Origin of the sequence: Campylobacter hominis ATCC BAA-381 (genome assembly GCF_000017585.1) — a bacterium.
GTDB classification, from domain to species: domain Bacteria; phylum Campylobacterota; class Campylobacteria; order Campylobacterales; family Campylobacteraceae; genus Campylobacter_B; species Campylobacter_B hominis.
Genome location: NC_009714.1, coordinates 622379 through 645163, shown reverse-complemented (window position 1 = coordinate 645163; position 22785 = coordinate 622379). Strand labels below are relative to the sequence as shown.

The following is a 22785-nucleotide window of genomic DNA, read 5'->3' as shown; positions in this document are numbered from 1 at the left end:
CCTTTTAAAATTGAAATTTTTTAAGTTTTATAGCTTCATAAATTGCGTTACAAAGTTTTAAAAGATCATTATTCGGCGTGATAAAAGGTGGCATTATATAAATATTTTTAGCAAACGGTCTTATAAAAACGCCTTTTTGTATGAAAAATTCCTGTAAAGCTTCGACATTTACACACTCTTTCATCTCTACAACGCCGATAGCACCTAAAACACGTACATCAGCAACGCTACTTATTTCTTTGCATTTGGCTAAATTTTCTTTTAAAATTTTTTCTATTCTTGAAACGTTTTGCTCTAAATTTGAGTCTTGCAGAATTTCTATATTTTTAACCGCAACGGCGCAAGCAAGAGGATTTGCCATAAATGTCGGTCCGTGCATAAAAACGCCGCCGTTTTTACTTATACCATGAGCCGTCTTTTTGTTCGCCAAAGTTGCGGCAAAACTCATAAAACCGCCCGTCATCGCCTTTCCGATACAGATTATATCAGGCACTATATTCGTATAATTGTAAGCAAACATTTTACCTGTTCGTCCAAATCCTGTAGCAATTTCGTCAAAAATCAGTAAAATACCGTTTTTATCACAAATATCGCGCAAATGCTCTAAAAATTTCGGATGATAAAACCACATTCCGCCTGCCCCTTGAACAATCGGCTCAAGAATAATCGCAGCGATTTCATCTTTATGAGCGCTGAAAATTTCATCAAATTCGCTTAAACATTTTTTATCAAAAGGCTTGTCAAAAGGACAATTCGGACGCGGTGCAAATAAATTTTTCGCTAGAAAATCTTTAAATAAAAAATGCATTCCATTTACCGGATCACAAACGCTCATAGCTCCAAATGTATCACCGTGATAACCACCTAAAACTGTTAAAAACTTCGTTTTGTTCTTATCAAAATTTTGTTGGTATTGAAGCGCCATTTTCATCGCAACTTCCACGCTTACAGAACCGCTGTCGCAGTAAAAAACATAATCGAACTCAGGCAAAATTTCAAGAAGCTTTTTACCTAAATTTATAGCCGGTGCATGAGTCAGACCGCCAAACATAATGTGAGAAAATTTGTTTATCTGAGAAATCGCAACTTCATTTAAAACCGCGTTATTATAACCATTTACAGCGCACCACCAGGAACTCATTCCATCTATTAAACAACCATCATCCGTGTAAATTTTATTTCCTTTGGCAAATTTCACGCCATGCGCTTTAAGCGGGTTTAGAGCCGAAGTATAAGGATGCCAAAGATGCTTTTTATCGAATTCTAAATCAATTTGCTCTTTTTTTGGAACATTGTCGGTTAAAATTTTAAATTTTTCGCTTGCGCTTTTTAGCGTTTCATTTTTGTTTAAAACAACGATAATACCGTTAAAATGCGCCTTTAAATACTCTAAGTTCGATTTTGCAATCGTATCTTGTTCATCGTGAAAATTTACAACCAAAACGCGAATATCAACGCCGCGCATTTTAAGTGCCTCAATGCTTAAAAGCGTATGATTTATCATTCCAAGCACATTTTTACATACCAAAACGGTTTCATAATTTAAAATTTGCATTAAATCTATAAAATTTTCGTTCTCGTTTAATGGCACAAAAAGTCCGCCCGCACCTTCGACAAGCAAAATTTCGTGCTTTTTTTCAAACTCTTTTACATAAGTTAAAATTTTATCAAGTTCAATTTTTGAATTTTCAAGAGAGGCACTAAAATGCGGAGAAGCCGGAAATTTAAATGCATAAAGCGGCTCATAATCATTGTTTTTATTCGCTTTTTTATAGACGCTTACATCAGGTGCTTCCATTTTACCATTTTTAATTTCACAGCCTGTTTGAACAGGTTTTATGGCGACGGCTTCAAATTCAGCATCCAAAAAAGCTTTTAAAATCGCCGTTGTAACGAAAGTTTTACCCATATCGGTATCAGTTGCCGTTATAAAAATTTGTCTCATTTTTACCTCTAAATTTTATTTTATTAAAAAATATTTATAACCATAAAAACGCTATAAAATAGCTATTTACAATTTTACACACTGTGCCTGATGCAAAATAATTTTTTACGAAATAATTTAAATTAAACAATCTTCTGTTTTTAAGAAATACATAGATTTTACCATTCCAAACAAAAATGCACTATTTTATTCCTTTTAACAAATTGAAATTTTCAAATTTAAATAAAAACTTTTACATATTCAGCAAAATTGAAAAAATAGCTTAAATTTTCTTGCGTCAAACAAACATTTAAATTTCATTAAAAAAACGTATCCGCATGCAAATTTTCAAAAGCCGATTTTAAACTGATAAAAAATTTCGGATTTTCTTTTTCAAGTGCTTGTAGGCGAAGTTTTGTATTTGCCCTATTTGTAGGCATTTTGCCACCGTAAAGTTTAGCAGGGCAGCTCTCTTCTTCGTTTATTATCGGCATTTCATTTTTTATGGCGCAATCTCTGATTTGTCTTTCTCTTGCCAAAATGAGAGGACGGATAATCACTATTTGGTTTTCCGCTTTATATTTTGGCGCCAGTGTCCTTAAAGCGCCGTTAAAGCCTAAATTCATAAAAAAACTCTCCGCAGCGTCATCTAAATGATGAGCCAAAGCAAGTTTGTTAAAGCCGTTTTTAAGCGCGTAAGAATAGAGATATCCGCGTCTCATACGGCTGCAAAAACTGCAAAATGTTGTGTTTGGACGAATTTTTTCTTTACCGAACTCAAAAATATTGCTTTCGATGATATCGTGCGGAATTTCAAATTCTTTAAGATGTTTTTTTAAAGGTTCAAAATTTTCATTTATCCCGTAGCTTAAAGTAACTGCTTTAAATTCCCATTTTAGCGGACTTACAGAGTTAAAATGCTTTAAAATATGCGCTAAAACCAAACTGTCTTTACCGCCGCTCAACCCAAGCAAAATTCTATCGCCCTCTTCAAACATTTTATATTTTGCATTTGTCTGTCCGACTATTCTAAGCAATTTTTTGCTAATCATATTTTTTCTATCATCTTTAAAACAAAATCAGCACTTGTTTTTGCGGAATTTTCCATAAATTCATCATAATTAATCTCAGCTTTGTGTCCCGCTACGTCGCTGATAGCCCGCATAATAAAAAACGGTACTTTAAAAGCGCTGCAAACTTGAGCCACGCTGGCGCCTTCCATTTCCACGGCATCGGCGCCGAATGTTTTTGCAATCCACGCTTTTTTATCGTCATCGCAAATAAATTGATCGCCGCTTACTATAACACCGCTTTTTAATGTTAAACCTAAATCTTTTGCCGTTTTTACAGCGATTTTGTTAAGTTTTTTGCTGGTATTTACAAAAATTTCATTTCCCGGCACATAACCTACCGGGTGACCGAATGCGCTGATATCCAAATCGTGTTGAGCAAGTTTTGTGGCATATAAAAGCTCGCCTATTTTAAAATTATCTTTCAAAGCTCCTGCAACGCCCGTAAAAAGCAACGCCTCAACTTTAAATTTTTCAATTAATAAGGTAGCTGTTATTGCGGCATTTACCTTGCCGATTTTGCTGTATGCTATAAAAAGTTCGTGCCCTGCAAACTCGGCTTTGTAAAATTTATTGCCTGCGTAATAATCTATTTGGGTTGGAATTTCTACAATAAACGGATCGATTTCTTCAGGCATTGCCCCTAAAATCGCTATTTTCATAAATTTTCCTTTCTAAAATTTAAAAATTTATCCAAAGAATCAAGATCATTTATCGAAAAAGTCGGTTTTTTCGTAATTCTGCGGTTTATGCCCTTTAAAACGCCTGCGCCGAATTCCACAAAGCAATCAACCTTGTCTTCGATATTTAAAATACTTTGTTTATAAAGCACCGGCAAAATAAGTTGCTCTTTAAGCAGCGAAATCGCTTCATCTTTTGTGCTATAAGGTTGCGATGTAACATTTGAAACAACAGGGGCAAATTCAGATGTCAAAAGCGGTTTTAAAAACTTAACCAACTCTTTGGCGGCGCTTTCTAATATCGGACAATGACTTGCTACGCTCATATTTAAAAGCATAGCGCGCTTTGCGCCTGCTGCTTTAAACTCACTTTCTAAATTTGAAAGATCGTCTCTGTTTCCTGCAACAACGATTTGTCCATCACAATTAAAATTTGCAGCCCAAGCAGATTTACCGTCTTCTCTTGCGTTTTTGCAAATTTGAGTAACTTTTTCATCATCAAGCCCGATAACAACCATCATAGATGCGTTTTTGCCTTCGCACGCTTCTTGCATAAGCTTTCCGCGTATATTTACAAGTTTAATTGTGTCTTTGAAATCCAAAGCTTTATTTACACCAAGTGCCGAAAATTCGCCAAGAGAATGTCCAAGTGAAAAAACAGGCGAAATTTCAGCTGTTTTTTGTAGTGCCAAAAAAGCCATGAAAGAGTTTAAAACAATCGCAGGTTGAGTAAATTCAGAAATATCGAGCTTCTCATTTTCACTAAAAAGCAAATTTTTAAAATCAATTTTGCAAAATTCACTTGATTCGTCCAACAGTTCTCTGCATTCTATAAAATTTTCATAAAATTCTCTGCCCATTCCAACGCTTTGAGAGCCTTGTCCAGGAAAAATAAATGCGTATTTCATAATTTATTCTTGGTGCTTGCCGCAACATTCGCCGCTTTCGTGATGATGAGCGTGGCAACATTCGTGATCTTCGTGATGATGTTCGCCGCATTCGCAAGTATGAACGCCCTCAGGCACGCCCATTGCAATTTCATCGGCAGTGGCTTCTCTATTTTCCATGATTTTAACGCGAAATTCCAAATCGCGACCTGCAAAAGGATGATTATAATCAATTGTAACATCATCTTCACCGATTGATTTTACGCTTACACGCACGGTTTGTCCGTCTTCGCTCTCACCAAAAAGTTCCATTCCCTCTTTTAAATCAATACCTGCAAATTGCTCTTTTGGTAAAACTTGCACTGCACTTTCATCATATTCTCCAACACCTTCTTTTGCAGAAATTCGAACGATTTTTTCAGCGCCTTCAGCAAGATCTATTATCTCATCTTCAAGTTTGCTTAAAATTTGATCTTTTCCCGTTAAAAACGATATTTGATCCGCCTTAAAATTACTCTCTAAAAATTCACCGGAATTTGCATCTTTTAGTTCATAAAACATCGATATTACACGATTATTTGCCATTTTTTTCTCCTAATTTAAAATTCAAAACGAAAAATTCTATCATAAATAAGTAAATTAAAACTATCAGTAATCAGCATATAAGGCTTTATTTATTTCAGTTTCAACACAACATTAATCTCTAATAAGGTAGTTTTAAGATATTATATCAAGGATGAAAAATAATTATATTTATCGTTGAAGAATTTCAGAGGTTAAATTTAGAGAAATTTTAGATATTTTTGCTTAGATATATAAGCATTAAAAATAGCTGAAATTTGTAATATTTTTAGAAATATAGTAAATAAAATTATAAAAACGGACAATAATTTTAATGATAAGTGAATGTGAAAAAATATCTGAATTTAATGGTAAAATAAAAATAAAATTTAATTTTGAAAGTTTAAAAAAAGGAAATATAAAAATGCAAAGCTTTAAAGAATGCTTAGATGATATAAAATTAAAAAGAGTTCTTATCATTCATGGGTTTAATAGTTCAGGTAATGGTACAACCGCAAGTAATATAAAATCAGTTTTAAACGATTTTGGAATAACTAAAATAATTGCACCAAATTTTAACCTTTTAAATTATGATGAAACAATTTCAAAAATAAACGAATTATCAAAAAATGTAGATATTGTAATTGGACATAGTTTAGGTGGTTATTATGCAATGAGTTTAGAAAGACCGGAAAATTTTAAAATACTTATAAATCCTTGTATAGACCCATCTATTATTAATCTTACATTAAATTCTAATAAAAAAATAAACTTAAGAGGACTTAATAGGCAACTTACTTTTGGGATGTTTGCCAAATCAGATGAATTATTTGACTTTTATGATTATTTTAAAGATAATTTTTCAGCAGAATTTTATGGCGTTTTAAACTATACAAGAATTCCAGGCACTCACAGACCGGACAAAGATTCATTAGAAAGAGGACTAATAAAGGCATTTGAGTATTTTACAAAAATTCATAACTCAATAGACTTAATACCTGATGAAACTTTACCAATAAACGAAAATTCAATATTTAATGATTTTTCAAAAAATCAAAATCTAAATGAAAAATTTGTTAATGTTTTAACAGGAAATGATAGAGAAACTTCAAAATACAAAGATAAAGTCTATGAAATTCTTTATAACTCTTATAAAGATATTGGCGGAGTAGCAGGTTTAGAAAATCCAGATAACTTAATTTCAGATTCAGACTTTTGGAAACTCGAAATAAAGAATAATGAAATTTTATCAGTTTTTATTTATACATTTAAAAGGGGTGGGCGTAAAGTTCAATATATAGGAACAAATGGCACTCCAGAGGGTAAAAAGTCAATGTATAATATTGTTAAAGATGATTTAAGACTAAAAGATAGAAATGCTTGGATTGAGTGTAGTGGGGCTGTAGAACATATATATTTAAAAATGGGTGCTAGAAAAATGCCTATTGATGAGGTTAGAAAAAGACTACAAGATAAAGAAGTTTTAGATTTAACTGATAAAGATATTAAAAGTTATAAAGGTAAAAATAATATAAATGATGGATATCACTATAAAAGAATAATAGGTGGTAAATATCATATTAAATTAATGGTTTATTAATTAATTTTTAAATAATGTTTTATAAAACAAATTTTTAAATAATTTCATAGCAAAAAACTGATATATTAATTTCTATTAAAAAATTGCGGTATCGGATTTAAATTTTAATTCCCGTTTTACTAAAAAAAATTTTAAATTTTTTACAGCTTAACTGAAAATCTAAATTTCAGTAAGTAACACTATTTTCTATTCGGTGAAGATTTTGCTTCTTTTGAATCAGGATACGCTGATTTTAGCGCATTATAAAATTTATTGGCGCTGTTTGTATCGCCGATCTTGTCAAAACTTATGGCTGTATGATATAGAAGTTTTGGCGTATATGGTTGTGTTTGACTGTGAGAAATGCTTGTTTGATAGTATTTTATTGCTTCGCCGTAAGATTTACCGAAATAAGAAATCTCACCTAACATAAAATTTGATTTGGCAGGTTGATAATTTTTAGAAACTAAATATTCATAGCACTCTTTTGCACCGCTGTAATCTTTTTTTGAGTATAATTTTTCAGCTTCTTTTAAAATTTCAGTTTCTTTTTTAGAAGTAAAATTCTGTGTTTTTATAGAATTTTCATTGTTTGGAACAGATTTTTCTACTTCATTAGAGTTTTTTTTTACATTAACACCGTCAAGTTTAGCATTTATCTCTTTGATTTGAGATTTTAACCATGTGATATCCTTCTTTATACTTTCTAAATCGCTGTTTTTGCTTACTTTGCCTTTTGTGCGAATTTCAAGATCGGCTACACGATTTTCCAGATTGGCAATTTGAGCATTTGTGCCTTCTAAAACGGTTTTAAGTCCTTCAAGACTTTCATTTGTATTGTCAAGTCCTGTGGCTACATCGGCTACTTTTTGGCGATTCTTAAGAAGTACCTGTTCATTTTCTGTAAGACCTTGAGGATTTTCATTGTTAATATTTCCCATATCAAAAACGGAAACTTCCTCTGAATTTAAAAAGGTCGCGGCAAAAGCTGCCACGACCAAAATTTTAATAAATTTCAAATTAGAAACCTACTTTGAATTCATCACGTCTGTTTTGAGCGTCGCAAGCTTTAGTTTTGTCTGTGCAAACTAAATTGCTTTCGCCATAACTTACAACTGATAATCTATTCTCAGCTACACCTTGTTTAACCAAAGCGTCTTTTGCAGCTGTTGCTCTTTTTAGACCAAGAGCGTAATTGTATTCATCAGTTCCCCACTCGTCGCAGTTTCCTTCTATTTTAACAGTTAAAGACTCTGCGCCTGCTTGATTGAATAGCGCTGCATTATTGCTAATTTTGCTTTGTTCACTTGTTTTGATATTAAATTTATCAAAATCAAAATAAACTGTATTTACTTCACTTTGAATTTTTGAAGCCAAAGTAGCAAGTGCATCTGCTGAATTTGAATTAACCTCAGGGGTTTTTTTAGAACAACCACTCACCATAAGAGCGGCAACTACTGCTGATAATAAAACTAAATGTTTCATTTCTACATCCTTTTCAATAAATTTGCGCGTTATTATAACATATTTTTTTGAAAATTATATAAGTTTTACCAATCAACTGATTGAATTTGCCCGATTTTTAGTGGGAATTGGAAACTTTTATTTTCATTTATTCTTATTATTCCGATAGAACTGCCAAAATTAGAATGTTTTATAAACATCACGCTTCCACCGTCACTTGAAAATCTTGGAAACATATTTTTGCCGTCTGCTGTAAGTTGACGAATAAGATTTGTGCCTGTTGAAATCAAATAAATATTAAAGCTTCCGCCGCCATCGCGACTTGAATAAACTATATAATTACCGTGTGTGCTGATTGAATTGTTATTTTTACCTTGAAAAACCATTTGCTCGACATTTCCGCCATCTATACTTTGCGCGAAAATATTCGGATATCCAAGTCTGTCGCTAACAAAAACAATTCTGCTATCATTATCAACAAAATTTCCATTTACATCAATTCCGGGATAATTCGTAATTTGTTTCATAGAGCCGCTATTAAGATTATATAGAAAAATATCCGGTTGGTCTTTTGGGGCATTTGTAATCAAAAGCTTGCTTCCATCATCGCTTACATCGCTTGCTATTGTCATACCTCTACCTGTGAAAATTTTACTTTTACTTCCGTTTGAAAGATTGTATTTAAAAATAGCAGGTGTATTTTTATTTATATAATATGTATAATAAAACGCATTTTGTGCTTTATTTGCCCATTTTGGAAATATATTCAATCCACCTCTTACAACTGTTTTTTGATATGTCAATGTATAATCAGCTATAAGAATTTCGCTCTCTTTTGCGCTTGTATAACGTGAAAAAAGTATCATTTCTCTCATCCAATCAACATTTGAATATCCTAAATTTTTGACTATTTCACTAACGGCGTCATGAGCAAGAAACGGAAATTTGGATTTATCTTCTATCGAAAAACTGTTTTCATATAAAATTTTTCCTGTAATTGCATCCAAAACTTTTGCTTTTAAACTCATAGGTGAAGCATCGCTAAGAGCATATCTAACTATTAACGCTGTACCGCTGTCGCTTGATATATTTGTGCGAAAATCGCCGTCATAGCTGCTTTCAAAATATTCATCGCTTACTTCAAATGTAGCGCCGACTTTTAAATCTCCTACCATAAGTTTAAAAAATTTTTGATTTAAAGACGAATTTGCAATCATTGATGAATTTTGAACTACAATCTTAGGCAAATTTGATCCTTTGTTTGTGATTGTCATCGTAGCATCATCAACATACGCAAATAAACTCACACAAAATGTAAAAAGCAACAATAACTTTTTCATTCTATCTCCTTATAATTGTGTATTTAATTTTAATTTACTAAATGTATATTCTTCGTTATTTGGCGGCTTTGGAAAATCCTGATTATAAAGACTTTCCATAAAGTCACGCAATTTCTGATTAAACTCGCTATCATAAGATAGCTCTAAAATTTCATAACTTTTAAGCTTTCCGTCAGCGGAAATAGTGATACTGACAAGCGCATCATTATTACTTCCGCCATTATATCTTGACCAAAGAGTCGTTAATTTTTTGCGAACACCGCCCTTAAAGGCATCATAAATTCCTGTAAGTTGCGATTTACCGGCATCTTTATCCGAAATCGCTCCTTTACTTTGTTTTGCGCCTGTTTTTTTTGATTTTACTTCAGATGTAGCCTTAGTAAGTTTTTCATTATTAGATGTTGTCGCAGCAAAAAGATCATTCAAATTTTGTTTTTTAGATTCCTGGTCTTTTGCTTCTTCTTTTGATTCAGGCTTAATTTCTTTTTTTTCAGGTTTAATTTCTTCGATTTCTTTTTGTTCAGGCTTAACAATATTTTCTTCAACTTTTTCTATAGGTTTTTGTTCTACTTTTGGTTCCGGCTTTTTTTGAACTTTTAAATTTTCAAGTTCTATTTTTTCTTGTGGTAAAGTTTTAACGGCTTCACTTTCTTGTGAATCGGCAACTTCTTTTGCTGTTCTGGTTGGAACGCCTTCATCTATATCAATAGCTATAATATCCATAAATGCATTTTTATCATCTGTAAAATTTTGATTTAAATCATGAAAAGTCGCTTTAAATATCAGTAACAAAATTGCCAAAAAATATATAAGCGTAGCGAGCAAAAATGATGTAAAATTATCAAATTTTGCACCGATATTACTAAAATTTCGCAAATTTTTATCCGTTTGTTTGAAGTGCTATTTTAAAAAAGCCCATTTGTTTGAGTGTTTTAAGCACAAACATAACATCATCGTAAGACAATTTTTTATCAGCTTGAATATATACAGGTTTTTCTTTACTGTACATACCGGAATTTGCGATATGAAGTAAATTATCCGAAAGCTCGCCAAAACTCATTGAATTTTGATCTATATGTATGATTTTATCATCCCCGACTCGCAAAATCAAAAATTCTTTCGTACTTTGTGAAGTTTCCGTTTTAGAGCCATCAGGAAGATTTATTTTTTCTTCATATATGATAGCAGGAGTAGTCACCATTAAAATAGCAAGTAACACAAGCATAATATCAACGAGCGGTGTGATATTAAGCTCAGGCTTTTCATCATAATTCCACATTATTGTTCTTTTTGTTGTGCCGAATAAATAATAATGTCAGCTGAACGATTTATAATACTCATAATTTCATAAGCTTTGCGCTTTATAAGTAAATGCGCCGTATACGCAGGAATCGCCACAAAAATTCCACAACCTGTAGCAACAAGTGCCTCGCTTATAGCAGGAGCTATAACAGCTATGCTTGAATTTCCGGCTCCCATTTTAGAAAACGTATCAAGTATACTTATAACCGTTCCAAAAAGTCCGATAAACGGCGATGTAGATGAAATAATAGAAAGCCAGGTAAGTCCGCTTGTAGCATTTTTTTCTGCCATACCTTGACAAATTGCAAGTTTTTCTCTTGTAACGCGACCGGTTAAAAATTTCTTTAAAACCGTATTTAAAGTACTGGCTTGTCTTCCCATAAGCAAAGATTCCAAGGCATTTTGCTCACGTTTTTGCCAACTGTTTAATCCAAAATACCTCGAAATCAAAATTGTAAGCGTAAAAATAAAATAAATAGATAGCCAAGTAAGTACAAATAGTGTAATAAAAGAACTTCTATTTATATAACTCAAAAAAATATCTAATGATTGCACTTATTTTTGCCTTACTTGCTCATCTATTTTTGCTATAGTAGTTGCATAAACTATTGTATTTGATGACATTGATTTTACCAACTCTTTTGCTTTTTGCAAAGAAATTGCAATCTCGCTTTCATTACTACCGCCGATATAAACTGCGCCATTAGCTAAAATAGTAGTTTTATCTTCAGCAACCTTGATACAACCGCCATCATCAATAGCAATCATATCTTTTGTGCCATCTAAATTTATAACTTCGATAACGCCGGCATTTAGAGTAGTCACCAAAGTAGCGTGTCTTGGTAAAATTCCAAACTCGCCTTCACAACCTGGAACTTGTACCGATTTTACATCATTTGCAAAAATTTCACCTTCAGGTGTAACAATCTCTAAGAATAACTTATCCATAAATTTTGCCTTTTATGCTTTCATTTTTTCAGCTTTGGCTAAAACCTCGTCAATACTTCCAACCATATAAAAAGCATTTTCAGGTAAATCATCATATTTGCCTTCCAAAATTCCTTTAAATCCTGCGATTGTATCTTCAAGGCTAATATATTTTCCAGGACTTCCTGTAAAAACTTCAGCTACGAAAAATGGTTGTGATAGATATTTTTCTATCTTTCTTGCACGTTCAACTACAAGTTTATCTTCTTCACTAAGTTCATCCATACCTAAAATAGCAATAATATCTTGCAAATCTTTATATTTTTGAAGCACAGCTTGAACTCCGCGAGCTATTTTATAATGTTCCTCACCGACAATTTGAGGATCAAGCATTCTTGAAGTTGAATTGAGCGGATCAACAGCAGGATAAATTCCTTTTTCAGCGATGCTTCTATTTAAAACGGTAGTTGCATCAAGGTGTGCGAAAACAGTTGCAGGAGCAGGGTCTGTCAAGTCATCTGCAGGAACATATACAGCTTGAACCGATGTAATTGAACCTTTTTTGGTTGATGTAATTCTCTCTTGAAGTTTTCCCATCTCACTAGCCAAAGTCGGTTGATAACCAACGGCTGATGGAATTCTTCCAAGAAGCGCAGACATCTCCGAACCGCTTTGTGAAAATCTGAAAATATTATCAATAAACATAAGTACATCAAGCCCAAGTTCATCGCGGAAATATTCAGCCATTGTAAGACCTGTTAAAGCGATTCTATTTCTTGCTCCCGGTGGCTCGTTCATTTGACCATAAGTTAGGGCAACTTTATCCAAAACACCGCTTTCTTTCATTTCATTATAAAGATCATTTCCCTCTCTTGTTCTTTCACCAACGCCTGCAAATACCGAATATCCATTATGCTTAAAAGCAACATTATGAATAAGCTCCATAATAATAACTGTTTTTCCGACACCTGCACCACCGAAAAGTCCGACTTTTCCACCTTTTGCATAAGGTGCTAGAAGATCTACAACTTTAATACCTGTTTCAAAAATTTCACTTTTTGTACTTTGATCTTCAAAACTTGGCGGATCTCTGTGAATTGACCAGCGAGTTTCGAAATCCTCAGGCTCGCCCTCATCAATCAAATCACCTGTTACATTAAAAATTCTACCTAAAACTTTTTTACCGACAGGCACGCTGATAGGTGCACCCAAAGCTTCAGCTTCAAGACCTCTACGTAAGCCGTCACTCATATCCATAGCAATTGTGCGCACTTTATTATCTCCCAAATGCGCCGCTACTTCAAGTACGAGTCTTTTTTGAATGCCTTCTACATCATATTTGACTTCAATTGCTTCGTTAATTTTTGGCAAATAATCTTTAAAATCCACATCTACGACAGGACCCATTACTTGCGAAATAATACCTTTCATCAATTCTCCTTTATTTCATTGATTCCGCACCACTGATGATTTCTATAAGCTCAGTGGTAATTGAACTTTGTCTAGCTTTATTGTATTCCAAATTCAATTGACTTAAACGCTCTTTCGCGTTGTTTGTCGCATTTTCCATCGCATTCATTCTGGCGCTGTGCTCAGCTGCAAGCGAATCAATAAGCGAATAATACATACTGTATTCGAAATATTTTTTCGTCAAAGTTCTTATTATATTGTCTCCGCCATCACTTGGTTCAAATTCCATATTTGAACCTACATAACTGTTTTCATTGGCAGTAGGCGGCTCAACAGGAAGTAAAACATTTACTTTCATCTCTTGCGAAATCATATTTTTATAGCCGTTATGTATTAAAACAATTTTATCAGTTTTTCCGTTTTCAAAATCATTAATAGCTTCATATATCACTTCAGCAGCCTTTTTAGAACTTGGAGACGAACTTAAACCTATATACTTTTTCAAAAGTTCTACACCTTGAAAATTAAAGTATTCAATACCTTTTTTTCCTATAGCTCTAAGACGAACTTTTATTTTTTTTGATTTATACTCTTCAATAGTTTCCTTAACTTTTTTAATTGTATGAATATTAAAACCGCCACAAAGTCCTTTATCGGCTGTAACAAAAATAATATCCACTATTTTTACTTCTCTATTGGTATCAAAAAATTTATCATCGGCAAAACTTTTAATATTTACCTGAATTTTAGCGGAAATTTCGCTTAAAAGCTCGTTAATTTTAATAGCATAAGCTTTCGATTGTTTAGCGAAATCTTTAGCTTTTTTAAGCTTGACATTAGATACAAGCTTCATAGCCTTTGTCGTTTTTTCGGTATTGCTTACACTTTTTATCTTTAACTTTATATCTTTTAAATTTGCCATAATTTAACCTTATTTGACGGAAAAAGTCATTTTAAAATCATTTAACGCTTTTGCTAAATTTTCCTCCAAATCTTTTTCAATCGTTTTTTTGGTTCGTATGTCTTCAAATATATTTGGATACTTTGCTTCAATAAATGAATAAAGCTCGTTTTCAAATTTTCCTATCGCACTAACCGGTATATCATCCAAAAATCCGCGACTTCCTGCAAAAATAATAACAATTTGATTTTCAACCGGAAGCGGACTGTAAGGTGGTTGTTTTAAAATTTCAACCATTCTTTGACCACGATCAAGTTGTTTTCTACTACTTTCGTCCAAATCACTTGCAAATTGTGCAAATGCTTGAAGTTCGCGGTATTGTGCAAGATCAAGGCGGAGTGTACCGGATACTTTTTTAATGGCTTTAATTTGAGCGGAACCTCCAACACGGCTAACTGAAAGACCGACATTGATAGCAGGACGGATACCTGAGTTAAATAATCCGGATTCAAGGAAAATTTGCCCGTCTGTAATTGAAATAACGTTTGTAGGAATATAGGCTGAAACATCACCTGCTTGTGTTTCTATTATAGGAAGCGCTGTTAAACTTCCAGCACCTAGTTCATCACTAAGTTTGCTTGCTCTTTCAAGCAATCTTGAATGAAGATAAAAAACATCTCCAGGATAAGCTTCACGTCCAGGTGGACGGCGCAAAATCAAAGACATTTCACGATAAGCTACGGCATGTTTGCTAAGATCATCATAAATAATCAAAGCATGGCGTGAATTATCCCTGAAATATTCACCCATTGTACAACCTGCATATGGTGCAAGGTATTGAAGTGCAGCAGGCTCACTGGCTCCTGCGCTGACAACTATAGTATAATCCATAGCGCCATACTCTTCCAATTTTTTCACAACTTGAGCAACTGTCGATTGTTTTTGACCGATTGCTACATATATGCAAATTACATCTTGTCCTTTTTGGTTTATGATAGTATCAACAGCAACTGTTGTTTTACCTGTTTGACGGTCTCCGATAATTAACTCTCTTTGACCTCTACCGATCGGAACAAGAGCGTCGATTGCTTTAAGACCTGTTTGAAGCGGTTCATGAACCGATTTTCTAGCCATAATGCCTTTAGCTTTTTCTTCAACAAATCTGGTTTCACTGTATTCTATAGGACCTTTTGCATCAATCGGCTCACCTAATGCATTTACAACACGACCTATTAAAGCATCTCCTACCGGAACTCTTAAAAGTTTACCAAGCCTTTTTACACTTGTACCCTCTACTATTCCGCTTATACTACCTAAAATAACGACACCTACACTATTTTCTTCAAGATTGAGAGCGAGACCTTTTACGCCATTTTCAAACTCAACCATCTCATTTGCCATTACATTTTTTAGACCATATACGCTTGCCACGCCATCTGCGACATTAACGACTTTGCCTGTTTCTTCGATATTGATATTTAGCTCAAAGTTTTCAATTCGTTCTTTGATTATACTACTTATCTCATCTACCTTAATTTTTGCACTCACGCGCTCTCCTTTAAATTGCTTTTAATATATATTCACTCATTGCTGATTTTAATCTGTCAATTGAAAAACTTATCTCGTACCCAAGATCGCTTATATCAATTTTCACACCTGTATAATTTCCCGCAATACAAACAAATTTTATATTTGCATTCAATTTTTTAGAAAAATTCGTTTCAAGTAATTTAATCGTAGGTTCATCTAAATTTTCTTTTGTGTAAATTTTACCTTGATATTCATTATTTGACAAAGCTATGCTTTCTTTGATACCATCATAAATTTGAGGCAAAAGAGAAATTCTGCCGTTTTTCATCAAAATTTTAAGTAAATTTTCAATTTTTACATTAGGTTCTTTCAAAAAAGAAAGTATAAGTGAAATTTTATCTTTTTTGCTAACTGTAGGTGATTTAATTATATCATTAAATTTTGCAACGCTGAAAGCGGATACTATAGCTTTTAGCCCTTTTAAAACATCATTTAATTCATCTTTTTTGCAAACTTCAATCAATGCTTTTACATATCTTTTTGCTATATTTTCAGACATTTCAAACCACCTTTTTTTGAACTAAATTTATCAGCTCGTTTTGTGAAAGATTTACACTTTTTTCATTAAAAAGTTCGTCCAAAATTTCAGCGGTAACACTTTTTTTGAGACGTCTTATTTCAAATTCTTTTTGCTCTGCAAAACTTTTTTGCATTTGAGCAATATCAATTTGAGCCGACTGTTGAATTTTTTCATCCAATTGAATAGCCTCTTTTTTAGCTGTTTCAATAAGCTCAACACATTTTTGTTTAACATCTTCAAGGTTTTTCTTTGAAGCTTCCTTTTTTTCTTTTGATTCTTTCAGCTTTGTCTGAATCGCTTCAAGTCTGCTTGAAATTCTGTTTATTCTTGCATTGTAAGCATTTTTTATAGGCCCTTTTATCAAATAAAATAAAATTCCGAAGAAAATTGCAAAATTTATTGTTCGCCAAACTATATCATAATCTTTTGTTGCCGTATCATCTCCTGCAAATGAAATTCCGACAAAAACAAAAATAAAAAATAAAAATTTATTCATCGCTTTACCTTAAATCTTTGACAAAGTCGCTTTTAAACTATTTTGAAATTCAGGTATTTTACTTTGTAATCCAGCTTTAATTTCATCTTTTTGTTTAGCAAGATCATTCATAAAATCATCAAAATCAGCTTGTAATTCTACTCTTTTTTTAGACAGAATTTCGTCAACTTTATCTTTTGCTTTTTGAATTGCTTCATTTTTAATTTGACTTGCGCTCATGTTTGCTTCACTCACAGCTTTTTCGAGCTCCGCTTTGTCTATATTCAGATCCAAAGTGTTTTGATTTGCAAGTTCTTCATCTTTTTTAATAGAATTTTCTCTTTCTTCCATAAATGCAAGCAGCGGTTTATAAAGCTTTTGATTTAAAAAATATATTAAAGCCAGAAAAACCACAATGGTCATTACCATTGCCGGAAAACTCACTTCAAACATTATCTCTCCTTTAAAAAATTTACGAAACTTTGTATTTTACAATATGAATTCAAAAAATTTGCTAAAATTTCTCAATAAATTTTGAAATTTGCGAAATTTCATCAAATTCTATTGAAATTTTTCGATTTCTTATACTAATTTTGCCGAATTTTTCAAGTTTAGTTTTAAGTTTATCAAGTTCTATTTTAAAATTTTTAACTTCATCATTTATTTTTTTTGCAACTTTCGGCGAATTTTTTTCTTTAATCTTTTTGACTAAATTTTCAGTTTCTCTTACACTTAATTTTTGTCCTATTACCGTATCTACAACAAGTTTTTCCTGTTCCGGATTTAAGCCGACCATTATTTTAGCGTGCCCTTGAGAAATTTTATTATTTGCTATCATTTTTTGTGTAAAATCACTAAGTGAGAGTAAGCGAATAGTATTTGTTATTTGGGTGCGGGATTTTTTAATTATATCTGAAAGTTCTTCCTGCGTAATTTTATACTCATCTATCAACTCTTTATAAGAATTTGCCAGCTCAATTGGATTTAAATCCTGTCTTTGAATATTTTCTATTAGTGCAAGTTCTCTTAAATTTTGAGATGCAAAATCAGCAACAATCGCTTTTATAGTCTTATCGCCTAAAATTTTTGTGGCTCTTAAACGACGTTCTCCGGCTATAAGCAGATATTCATCTCCTTTTTGCATAACTATAATCGGCTGAATAAGTCCGTGTCTTTCAATACTTTCGCTAAGTTCTTTCAGAGCTTCTTCATCAAAATTTTTGCGCGGTTGATACGGATTTGGTTTTATTTTATCTATTTCAAGCTCAATTACTATATCGTTTCTTCCGCTTTGAAGCTCTTTTGTATAAGTAAGCTCGACATCGCCTAAAATAGCATCAAGCCCACGTCCAAGAGCTTTTTTTCTTCCACTCATTGAAATTTCCTTATTATTAATCTTGCGAGGTTTTTATATGTATTTGCACCGACTGATTTCGGATCGTATAATATTATAGGTTTGCCGAAACTTGGGCTTTCTGCAAGTTTTACATTTCTAGGAATAACTATAAACTCATCTTTTTGGTTCATATTTTTAAAAAGCTTATCGCCAAAATGCTCTTTTAAATTTATTATAGTTTCTTTCGCCAGATTATTATTACTATACATCGTAGGCAAAAATCCTAAAATTTGCAAATCTTTATTTTCTGTTTTTTTGATAAATTTTATGGTATTTAAAATAAGCGCAAGACCTTCCAGCGCATAAAATTCGCATTGAATAGGAATTATTACACTATTGCTTGAAATAAGCGCATTTACAGTTATATTTCCAAGTGTCGGCGGTGTATCAAGCAGGATAAAATCATAATTTTTTTCAACTTCCATCAATGAATTTTTAAGAATTGTTTTATAATTATTATCCATATCTGAAAATTCTTTTTCAATGCCTACAAGCCCGATATTTGATGGAATCAATTCAAGATTTTCTATTTCGGTTTTTAAAAGTATTTCAGAGATTTTTTTAACGCCCAAAAAAACATGATATATATTAAATTCATAATCGTTTCTGCTAAATCCAAGTCCGGTTGTAGCATTAGCTTGCGGATCCACATCTATAAGAAGTACTTTTTTGCCGCTATTTGCCAGACAAGATGCCAAATTTACAGCAGTTGTAGTTTTGCCGACTCCGCCTTTTTGATTTGCAATTGTAATAATTTCACTCATCTTAAAGAATACACCTTTTTGTCATTAATCAAAATCGAGCCGTCATCACACAAAATAGCTTCACTTAATGGTACTTTTTTGCCGTTAATCGTAGCTACGAATTTTTTTGATTTTTCAAATTCTATCAAAAGTTTGCTAAAAATTTGCTTCCATGAAATTTGTTTTTCCACCATTTCCAAAAAGCCGTAAATTATGGCATCCCGCTTCATTTTTATATCTAAAATTTCGGCATTTTCCGGTGCATTTATTAAATTTAATCCTATGCCGCAAACTATAAAATTTCTAACTATTGAAGTTAAAATTCCGCCGCATTTATTTTCACCTATATAAATATCATTCGGCCATTTTAACCATGCTTTAGAACCGTTTTTATTTAAAAATTCCTGCAAAATCAAACCGAAATAAATGCTAAGAGATTGTTTTTGTATATCACTTGCAATTTCACAATCTTTCAAGCAAAACGACAAAAAAAGATTTCCTTTGCCGCTTACCCACTCATTTTCACGGCTTCCGAAACCGGCACTTTGTTCTTCCGCGACAAGTGCATATTTGCCGAAAACTTTACCGGATTTAATCCGTAAAATGAGCTCGCTTTGCGTAGACGGCAAAGTTTCAAGAAATTCTATCACCAATTTTAAGCCTCTTTCCATTTATAAAATCTCGCGCCAAAATAGCTTTTTTGCTAGGTTCCTGTAACTTCAAAATTTCAATTTCACCGTCTTTTACAGCAAGCGTGAAACCATCTTTTGTAATATGTGAAATTTTGCCGAACTCTTTTTTTTCATCTGAAAATTTTCGAATTTCAAGCAGTTTCGTACCATTTTCCAAAAAAATTCCCGGCCACGTTTTAAAAGCTGAAAATTTTGCCGAAATTTCATCAGCGCTATCGCTAAATTTTACAAGTCCGTCTGTTTTTTTTATTTTTTTGCATTTGCTTGAAAGAACGTTTTTTTGTTTTAAAGGTGCTATATCGTCAAAATTTTGCAAAATTTTAATACATAATTTAGCGGCAACGTTTCCGAATTTATGAAAAACTTCGCTCTCATCAAGCTTTTGAATTCCACAAAAACTAAATCCCAAAATATCGCCGTCATCAAGCCCTGCTCCCATTTTCATAGCAGTTACGCCGCTAATTTTTTCACCTTCTAAAATCGCGCTTTGTATCGGGCTTGCACCGCGAAATTTAGGCAAAATCGAAGCGTGTAAATTTATGCATGGACAAATTTCTAAAATTTCAAGCGGCAAAATTTGTCCATAAGCCGCCACTACAATAAAATCAGGCGAAAATTCACAGATTTTTTTTGCAATTTCCGGCGTTTTAATGTTTGAAGGTTGAAAAATCGGTGTGTCAGCGTGACTTTCAAGTAAAAATTTTTTCACATCCGGCGGAGTTAAAATTTGTTTTCTGCCGACAGGTTTATCAGGCTGCGTAAAAACAGCTGAAATTTTAAAATTATTCTCAAACAAAGCCCTTAAAATAGCAGTTGCATACTCTGGCGTTCCCATAAAAACAATTTTCATTTTTTTCCTTTAAGCATTAAAAAGCGTGCCGCCGATTTGGCGATTTTCAAGCAAAAACGCTCTTGCCACGCTTAAATCAAAACCGCTTGCTAAAAACATCGCTTTGCCGTTTTCAAGTAAAAATTGCGCAGCTTTCAGTTTTGTCACAATACCACCTGTGCCAAACTCGCTTCCGGCTTCAGATGTAAGATTCAGTTCGTCTTCGCTTATTTCAGATACTTTTTCGCGTATTTTAGCATCACTGAATTTGCGCGGATTTTTGTCGTAGTATCCGTCGATATCGCTTAAAATCACAAGCAAATCGGCACCGAAAAAATGTGCCGCAGAAGCACTAAGTCTATCATTGTCACCAAAAACAATTTCTGCAATTGCAGTCGCGTCATTTTCATTTATAATAGGCAAAATTTTATGTTTTAAAAGCCCTTCTATGAGATTTTTCGCGTGATTTGTCGATTTTCTGGAATCAAAATCGCTTGCGGTAAGTAAAATTTGAGAAGCCAAAATTCCGTTTTTAGAAAGAAAACGACTATAAATTTCCATTAAATAAGGTTGTCCCACAGCGGCTAAAATTTGGCGATTTACAAGATTTGTTTTTTCCAAATCAAACTTTATTTTACCGGCACTTTGAGCGCCTGAGCTTACTAAAATCACTTCAAATTTATTCATAAGTTCGCACAAAAAATCGCACAAACCGCAAACGCGACTTTCACTTATTTTATGTTCGTCACTAAGTATGTGAGAGCCAACTTTTACTACAATTCGTTTCAATTTTGCGCCTTTAAAATTTCAAGAAGGGCAAATTTTAACTCTTTTATATTTTTATTTGCTGCGCTTGAAATTTGCATTACAAAAACTGGTTTTGTTTTATCAAACTCACCTTTTTCATTTGGAATTTGCCTGCTTCCAAATCCGAATTCATCACAAAATTCAGTCAACATTTTATCGGTGTTTTCTACCGTATCAGCCTTTGTAAGCGCAATCGCATACAATTTATTTGCCAAATTTTTAGAAAATTTCGTGCTTTCTTCTTTTAATGCATTAAATTGTTCTTTTAAAGTGCGATAATTCGACATATCAATCATAAAAAGTAAAATTTTCGTGCGCTCAATATGCTTTAAAAACTTAATTCCAAGCCCTCGCCCCTCGCTAGCTCCTTCAATAATTCCAGGTATATCCGCCATCACAAAACCTGAAAACTCATCAACTTCAACCATTCCAAGTTTTGGCGTAAGAGTTGTAAATTCATAATTCGCAATTTCAGGTTTGGCATTTGAAATCGTTGAAATAAGAGTAGATTTGCCGACATTTGGAAATCCTACAAGTCCAACGTCAGCTATCAGCTTAAGCTCCAGTCTGATATCTTTTTCTTCACCTGAAAGTCCAGGTTGCGCATACTCAGGACGTTGATTTACAGGGCTTTTAAAATGCACATTTCCAAGCCCGCCTTTTCCGCCTTTTAACGCCAAAACTTTCTCGCCGTCTTCTTTCAAATCAAAAAGAAGTTCACCTGTTTTATCATCGTAAATAGAAGTTCCGGGCGGCACGATAAGCACCAAATCAGCACCTTTTTTACCGAATTTTTTACGCCCTTCTCCGCCTGCACCGTTTTCTGCTTTTAGAAGTTTTTTACCTTTATATTTTGAAAGTGTGTGAGAGTTTTTATCCGCTTTAAAATAAACGTTACCGCCATCGCCGCCATCGCCGCCATCAGGTCCGCCAAACAAAATAAATTTTTCGCGTCTGAAACTGACACATCCGGCTCCGCCTTTTCCGGCTTTAGTGTGAAATTTCACATTATCTACAAACATTTTTAACCTTAATTTTATTTTTTTGAAGATTATATCAAATCAAGCTGAAATTTCCGGTTACACAAATTTTAGATTTATTTTACAAAAATTTCAGCAAGTTATCAGACCACTCGCAAATCAAATCATCAAACGACATTCTTGCGTTTGCGCTACTTGTGGAATTTAAAGCCATAAGCCTATTATCATCATTTAAAATTTTTCTAGCGACTTCATAAGATTTTTTGCCTTTTTTAAAGATAATTTTAATATCCGCTATATTTAAAATTTCATTCAAATCATTTAGTCCGTAATTTTTTTAATTGAAATTCGTAAAGTCTTTTATATCGACACTTTTACAGTATCATAAAGCACAATTTTTACGTAATATCGGATATAAAATTAGCGATATTTTTACAGATAAACGGTTTTAAAACAAAAAATAGCGAATTCAAATTTAATGTGCAAAAAAAATATTGATAAATTATATTTTTTTTAAAATGCCTTATTATGGATATTTATAAATGCAAAATAAAAATGCTAAAATATTTATTAAATATTATTATTTTTTAAATGTAATGTTTCAATTATTTTTTCTGTTATTTCATCCCAACTTAAAAATTCCACATTTGCGTCAAACCATTCACAAAATTTATGCGCGTCATCAATAACTTCTAAATTTAAATATTT

The 22785-nt window shown here is 32.9% G+C and carries 26 protein-coding genes; 1 reads left to right on the top strand and 25 read right to left on the bottom strand.

Annotated features, from left to right (window positions below; all coding sequences use genetic code 11):
• Window positions 1-4: 4 nt before the first annotated feature.
• From bioA to CHAB381_RS03305, 5 genes are all read right to left on the bottom strand, one after another.
• On the bottom strand, window positions 5-1945 hold the full coding sequence (gene bioA, locus CHAB381_RS03325; RefSeq protein WP_012108568.1) for an adenosylmethionine--8-amino-7-oxononanoate transaminase: 1941 nt from the start codon (window positions 1943-1945) through the stop codon (window positions 5-7).
• Window positions 1946-2244: 299 nt separating this feature from the next.
• Window positions 2245-2976 (bottom strand): tRNA 2-thiocytidine(32) synthetase TtcA, encoded by a 732-nt coding sequence (locus tag CHAB381_RS03320; RefSeq protein WP_012108567.1) that lies wholly within the window; start codon window positions 2974-2976, stop codon window positions 2245-2247.
• A complete protein-coding gene (locus CHAB381_RS03315) occupies window positions 2973-3656 on the bottom strand; it encodes a 5'-methylthioadenosine/adenosylhomocysteine nucleosidase (RefSeq protein WP_012108566.1) in 684 nt (227 codons plus the stop codon). The genes CHAB381_RS03320 and CHAB381_RS03315 overlap by 4 nt, the downstream gene beginning before the upstream one ends.
• A complete protein-coding gene (gene fabD / locus CHAB381_RS03310) occupies window positions 3653-4582 on the bottom strand; it encodes an ACP S-malonyltransferase (protein ID WP_012108565.1) in 930 nt (309 codons plus the stop codon). Before fabD ends, CHAB381_RS03315 begins: the two co-directional genes overlap by 4 nt.
• A gap of 3 nt (window positions 4583-4585) precedes the next feature.
• Complete coding sequence (locus CHAB381_RS03305; RefSeq protein ID WP_012108564.1) at window positions 4586-5146, bottom strand: FKBP-type peptidyl-prolyl cis-trans isomerase; 561 nt, start codon at window positions 5144-5146, stop codon at window positions 4586-4588.
• A gap of 310 nt (window positions 5147-5456) precedes the next feature.
• Here CHAB381_RS03305 and CHAB381_RS08980 point away from each other — a divergent pair, with 310 nt between their 5' ends.
• A complete protein-coding gene (locus CHAB381_RS08980) occupies window positions 5457-6722 on the top strand; it encodes a YqiA/YcfP family alpha/beta fold hydrolase (RefSeq protein WP_012108563.1) in 1266 nt (421 codons plus the stop codon).
• 179 nt (window positions 6723-6901) lie between these two features.
• On the opposite strand, the gene CHAB381_RS03295 is transcribed toward CHAB381_RS08980, so the two are convergent.
• From CHAB381_RS03295 to CHAB381_RS03200, 20 genes are all read right to left on the bottom strand, one after another.
• Window positions 6902-7720: a tetratricopeptide repeat protein gene (locus CHAB381_RS03295; protein ID WP_012108562.1), complete on the bottom strand. Its 819-nt coding sequence runs from the start codon at window positions 7718-7720 to the stop codon at window positions 6902-6904.
• A 1-nt stretch (window position 7721) separates the two neighbouring features.
• On the bottom strand, window positions 7722-8186 hold the full coding sequence (locus CHAB381_RS03290; RefSeq protein WP_012108561.1) for an OmpA family protein: 465 nt from the start codon (window positions 8184-8186) through the stop codon (window positions 7722-7724).
• A 65-nt stretch (window positions 8187-8251) separates the two neighbouring features.
• Window positions 8252-9505, bottom strand: a complete 1254-nt coding sequence (gene tolB / locus CHAB381_RS03285) for a Tol-Pal system protein TolB (RefSeq protein ID WP_012108560.1) — start codon at window positions 9503-9505, stop codon at window positions 8252-8254.
• A gap of 9 nt (window positions 9506-9514) precedes the next feature.
• Window positions 9515-10381, bottom strand: coding sequence for a TonB C-terminal domain-containing protein (locus CHAB381_RS03280; protein WP_012108559.1), 867 nt, complete (start codon window positions 10379-10381; stop codon window positions 9515-9517).
• Between the two features lie 4 nt (window positions 10382-10385).
• Window positions 10386-10784 (bottom strand): biopolymer transporter ExbD, encoded by a 399-nt coding sequence (locus CHAB381_RS03275; RefSeq protein WP_012108558.1) that lies wholly within the window; start codon window positions 10782-10784, stop codon window positions 10386-10388.
• Complete coding sequence (locus CHAB381_RS03270) at window positions 10784-11362, bottom strand: MotA/TolQ/ExbB proton channel family protein (protein WP_012108557.1); 579 nt, start codon at window positions 11360-11362, stop codon at window positions 10784-10786. The genes CHAB381_RS03275 and CHAB381_RS03270 overlap by 1 nt, the downstream gene beginning before the upstream one ends.
• Window positions 11363-11755, bottom strand: coding sequence for an ATP synthase F1 subunit epsilon (atpC, locus tag CHAB381_RS03265; RefSeq protein WP_012108556.1), 393 nt, complete (start codon window positions 11753-11755; stop codon window positions 11363-11365). It lies immediately after the preceding gene.
• 12 nt (window positions 11756-11767) lie between these two features.
• The gene (gene atpD, locus CHAB381_RS03260; protein ID WP_012108555.1) at window positions 11768-13165 is read right to left on the bottom strand and encodes a F0F1 ATP synthase subunit beta; all 1398 of its coding nucleotides are present in this window, start codon (window positions 13163-13165) and stop codon (window positions 11768-11770) included.
• Window positions 13166-13175: 10 nt separating this feature from the next.
• Window positions 13176-14066 carry an ATP synthase F1 subunit gamma gene (atpG, locus tag CHAB381_RS03255; RefSeq protein ID WP_012108554.1) on the bottom strand — a complete coding sequence of 297 codons (891 nt, stop codon included), beginning with the start codon at window positions 14064-14066 and terminating at the stop codon, window positions 13176-13178.
• Between the two features lie 9 nt (window positions 14067-14075).
• Complete coding sequence (gene atpA / locus CHAB381_RS03250) at window positions 14076-15593, bottom strand: F0F1 ATP synthase subunit alpha (protein WP_012108553.1); 1518 nt, start codon at window positions 15591-15593, stop codon at window positions 14076-14078.
• A 10-nt stretch (window positions 15594-15603) separates the two neighbouring features.
• Window positions 15604-16134 (bottom strand): F0F1 ATP synthase subunit delta, encoded by a 531-nt coding sequence (locus CHAB381_RS03245; protein WP_012108552.1) that lies wholly within the window; start codon window positions 16132-16134, stop codon window positions 15604-15606.
• 1 nt (window position 16135) lies between these two features.
• Window positions 16136-16651 (bottom strand): F0F1 ATP synthase subunit B, encoded by a 516-nt coding sequence (locus CHAB381_RS03240; RefSeq protein ID WP_012108551.1) that lies wholly within the window; start codon window positions 16649-16651, stop codon window positions 16136-16138.
• Between the two features lie 9 nt (window positions 16652-16660).
• On the bottom strand, window positions 16661-17083 hold the full coding sequence (locus CHAB381_RS03235) for a F0F1 ATP synthase subunit B family protein (RefSeq protein WP_012108550.1): 423 nt from the start codon (window positions 17081-17083) through the stop codon (window positions 16661-16663).
• Between the two features lie 61 nt (window positions 17084-17144).
• Entirely contained in the window at window positions 17145-18005 is an 861-nt protein-coding gene (locus CHAB381_RS03230; protein ID WP_012108549.1) for a ParB/RepB/Spo0J family partition protein, read from the bottom strand.
• Window positions 18002-18790 carry a ParA family protein gene (locus tag CHAB381_RS03225; protein ID WP_012108548.1) on the bottom strand — a complete coding sequence of 263 codons (789 nt, stop codon included), beginning with the start codon at window positions 18788-18790 and terminating at the stop codon, window positions 18002-18004. The genes CHAB381_RS03230 and CHAB381_RS03225 overlap by 4 nt, the downstream gene beginning before the upstream one ends.
• Complete coding sequence (locus CHAB381_RS03220) at window positions 18787-19419, bottom strand: biotin--[acetyl-CoA-carboxylase] ligase (RefSeq protein WP_232215080.1); 633 nt, start codon at window positions 19417-19419, stop codon at window positions 18787-18789. The genes CHAB381_RS03225 and CHAB381_RS03220 overlap by 4 nt, the downstream gene beginning before the upstream one ends.
• Window positions 19403-20311, bottom strand: coding sequence for a methionyl-tRNA formyltransferase (fmt, locus tag CHAB381_RS03215; RefSeq protein ID WP_012108546.1), 909 nt, complete (start codon window positions 20309-20311; stop codon window positions 19403-19405). The genes CHAB381_RS03220 and fmt overlap by 17 nt, the downstream gene beginning before the upstream one ends.
• Window positions 20312-20320: 9 nt before the next feature.
• Entirely contained in the window at window positions 20321-21079 is a 759-nt protein-coding gene (gene proB / locus CHAB381_RS03210) for a glutamate 5-kinase (protein ID WP_012108545.1), read from the bottom strand.
• On the bottom strand, window positions 21076-22119 hold the full coding sequence (gene obgE, locus CHAB381_RS03205) for a GTPase ObgE (protein ID WP_012108544.1): 1044 nt from the start codon (window positions 22117-22119) through the stop codon (window positions 21076-21078). The genes proB and obgE overlap by 4 nt, the downstream gene beginning before the upstream one ends.
• A 79-nt stretch (window positions 22120-22198) precedes the next feature.
• Window positions 22199-22393, bottom strand: coding sequence for a hypothetical protein (locus tag CHAB381_RS03200; RefSeq protein ID WP_012108543.1), 195 nt, complete (start codon window positions 22391-22393; stop codon window positions 22199-22201).
• Window positions 22394-22785 lie beyond the last annotated feature (392 nt).

What these genes read in the sequence shown, in the direction of transcription:
- bioA (WP_012108568.1), bottom strand. Translation starts at nt 1,945, where the DNA reads ATGAGACAAATTTTTATAACGGCAACTGATACCGATATGGGTAAAACT.
- CHAB381_RS03320 (WP_012108567.1), bottom strand. Translation starts at nt 2,976, where the DNA reads ATGATTAGCAAAAAATTGCTTAGAATAGTCGGACAGACAAATGCAAAA.
- CHAB381_RS03315 (WP_012108566.1), bottom strand. Translation starts at nt 3,656, where the DNA reads ATGAAAATAGCGATTTTAGGGGCAATGCCTGAAGAAATCGATCCGTTT.
- fabD (WP_012108565.1), bottom strand. Translation starts at nt 4,582, where the DNA reads ATGAAATACGCATTTATTTTTCCTGGACAAGGCTCTCAAAGCGTTGGA.
- CHAB381_RS03305 (WP_012108564.1), bottom strand. Translation starts at nt 5,146, where the DNA reads ATGGCAAATAATCGTGTAATATCGATGTTTTATGAACTAAAAGATGCA.
- CHAB381_RS08980 (WP_012108563.1), top strand. Translation starts at nt 5,457, where the DNA reads ATGATAAGTGAATGTGAAAAAATATCTGAATTTAATGGTAAAATAAAA.
- CHAB381_RS03290 (WP_012108561.1), bottom strand. Translation starts at nt 8,186, where the DNA reads ATGAAACATTTAGTTTTATTATCAGCAGTAGTTGCCGCTCTTATGGTG.
- tolB (WP_012108560.1), bottom strand. Translation starts at nt 9,505, where the DNA reads ATGAAAAAGTTATTGTTGCTTTTTACATTTTGTGTGAGTTTATTTGCG.
- CHAB381_RS03275 (WP_012108558.1), bottom strand. Translation starts at nt 10,784, where the DNA reads ATGTGGAATTATGATGAAAAGCCTGAGCTTAATATCACACCGCTCGTT.
- atpC (WP_012108556.1), bottom strand. Translation starts at nt 11,755, where the DNA reads ATGGATAAGTTATTCTTAGAGATTGTTACACCTGAAGGTGAAATTTTT.
- atpD (WP_012108555.1), bottom strand. Translation starts at nt 13,165, where the DNA reads ATGAAAGGTATTATTTCGCAAGTAATGGGTCCTGTCGTAGATGTGGAT.
- atpG (WP_012108554.1), bottom strand. Translation starts at nt 14,066, where the DNA reads ATGGCAAATTTAAAAGATATAAAGTTAAAGATAAAAAGTGTAAGCAAT.
- CHAB381_RS03245 (WP_012108552.1), bottom strand. Translation starts at nt 16,134, where the DNA reads ATGTCTGAAAATATAGCAAAAAGATATGTAAAAGCATTGATTGAAGTT.
- CHAB381_RS03240 (WP_012108551.1), bottom strand. Translation starts at nt 16,651, where the DNA reads ATGAATAAATTTTTATTTTTTATTTTTGTTTTTGTCGGAATTTCATTT.
- CHAB381_RS03235 (WP_012108550.1), bottom strand. Translation starts at nt 17,083, where the DNA reads ATGTTTGAAGTGAGTTTTCCGGCAATGGTAATGACCATTGTGGTTTTT.
- CHAB381_RS03230 (WP_012108549.1), bottom strand. Translation starts at nt 18,005, where the DNA reads ATGAGTGGAAGAAAAAAAGCTCTTGGACGTGGGCTTGATGCTATTTTA.
- CHAB381_RS03225 (WP_012108548.1), bottom strand. Translation starts at nt 18,790, where the DNA reads ATGAGTGAAATTATTACAATTGCAAATCAAAAAGGCGGAGTCGGCAAA.
- fmt (WP_012108546.1), bottom strand. Translation starts at nt 20,311, where the DNA reads ATGAAAATTGTTTTTATGGGAACGCCAGAGTATGCAACTGCTATTTTA.
- obgE (WP_012108544.1), bottom strand. Translation starts at nt 22,119, where the DNA reads ATGTTTGTAGATAATGTGAAATTTCACACTAAAGCCGGAAAAGGCGGA.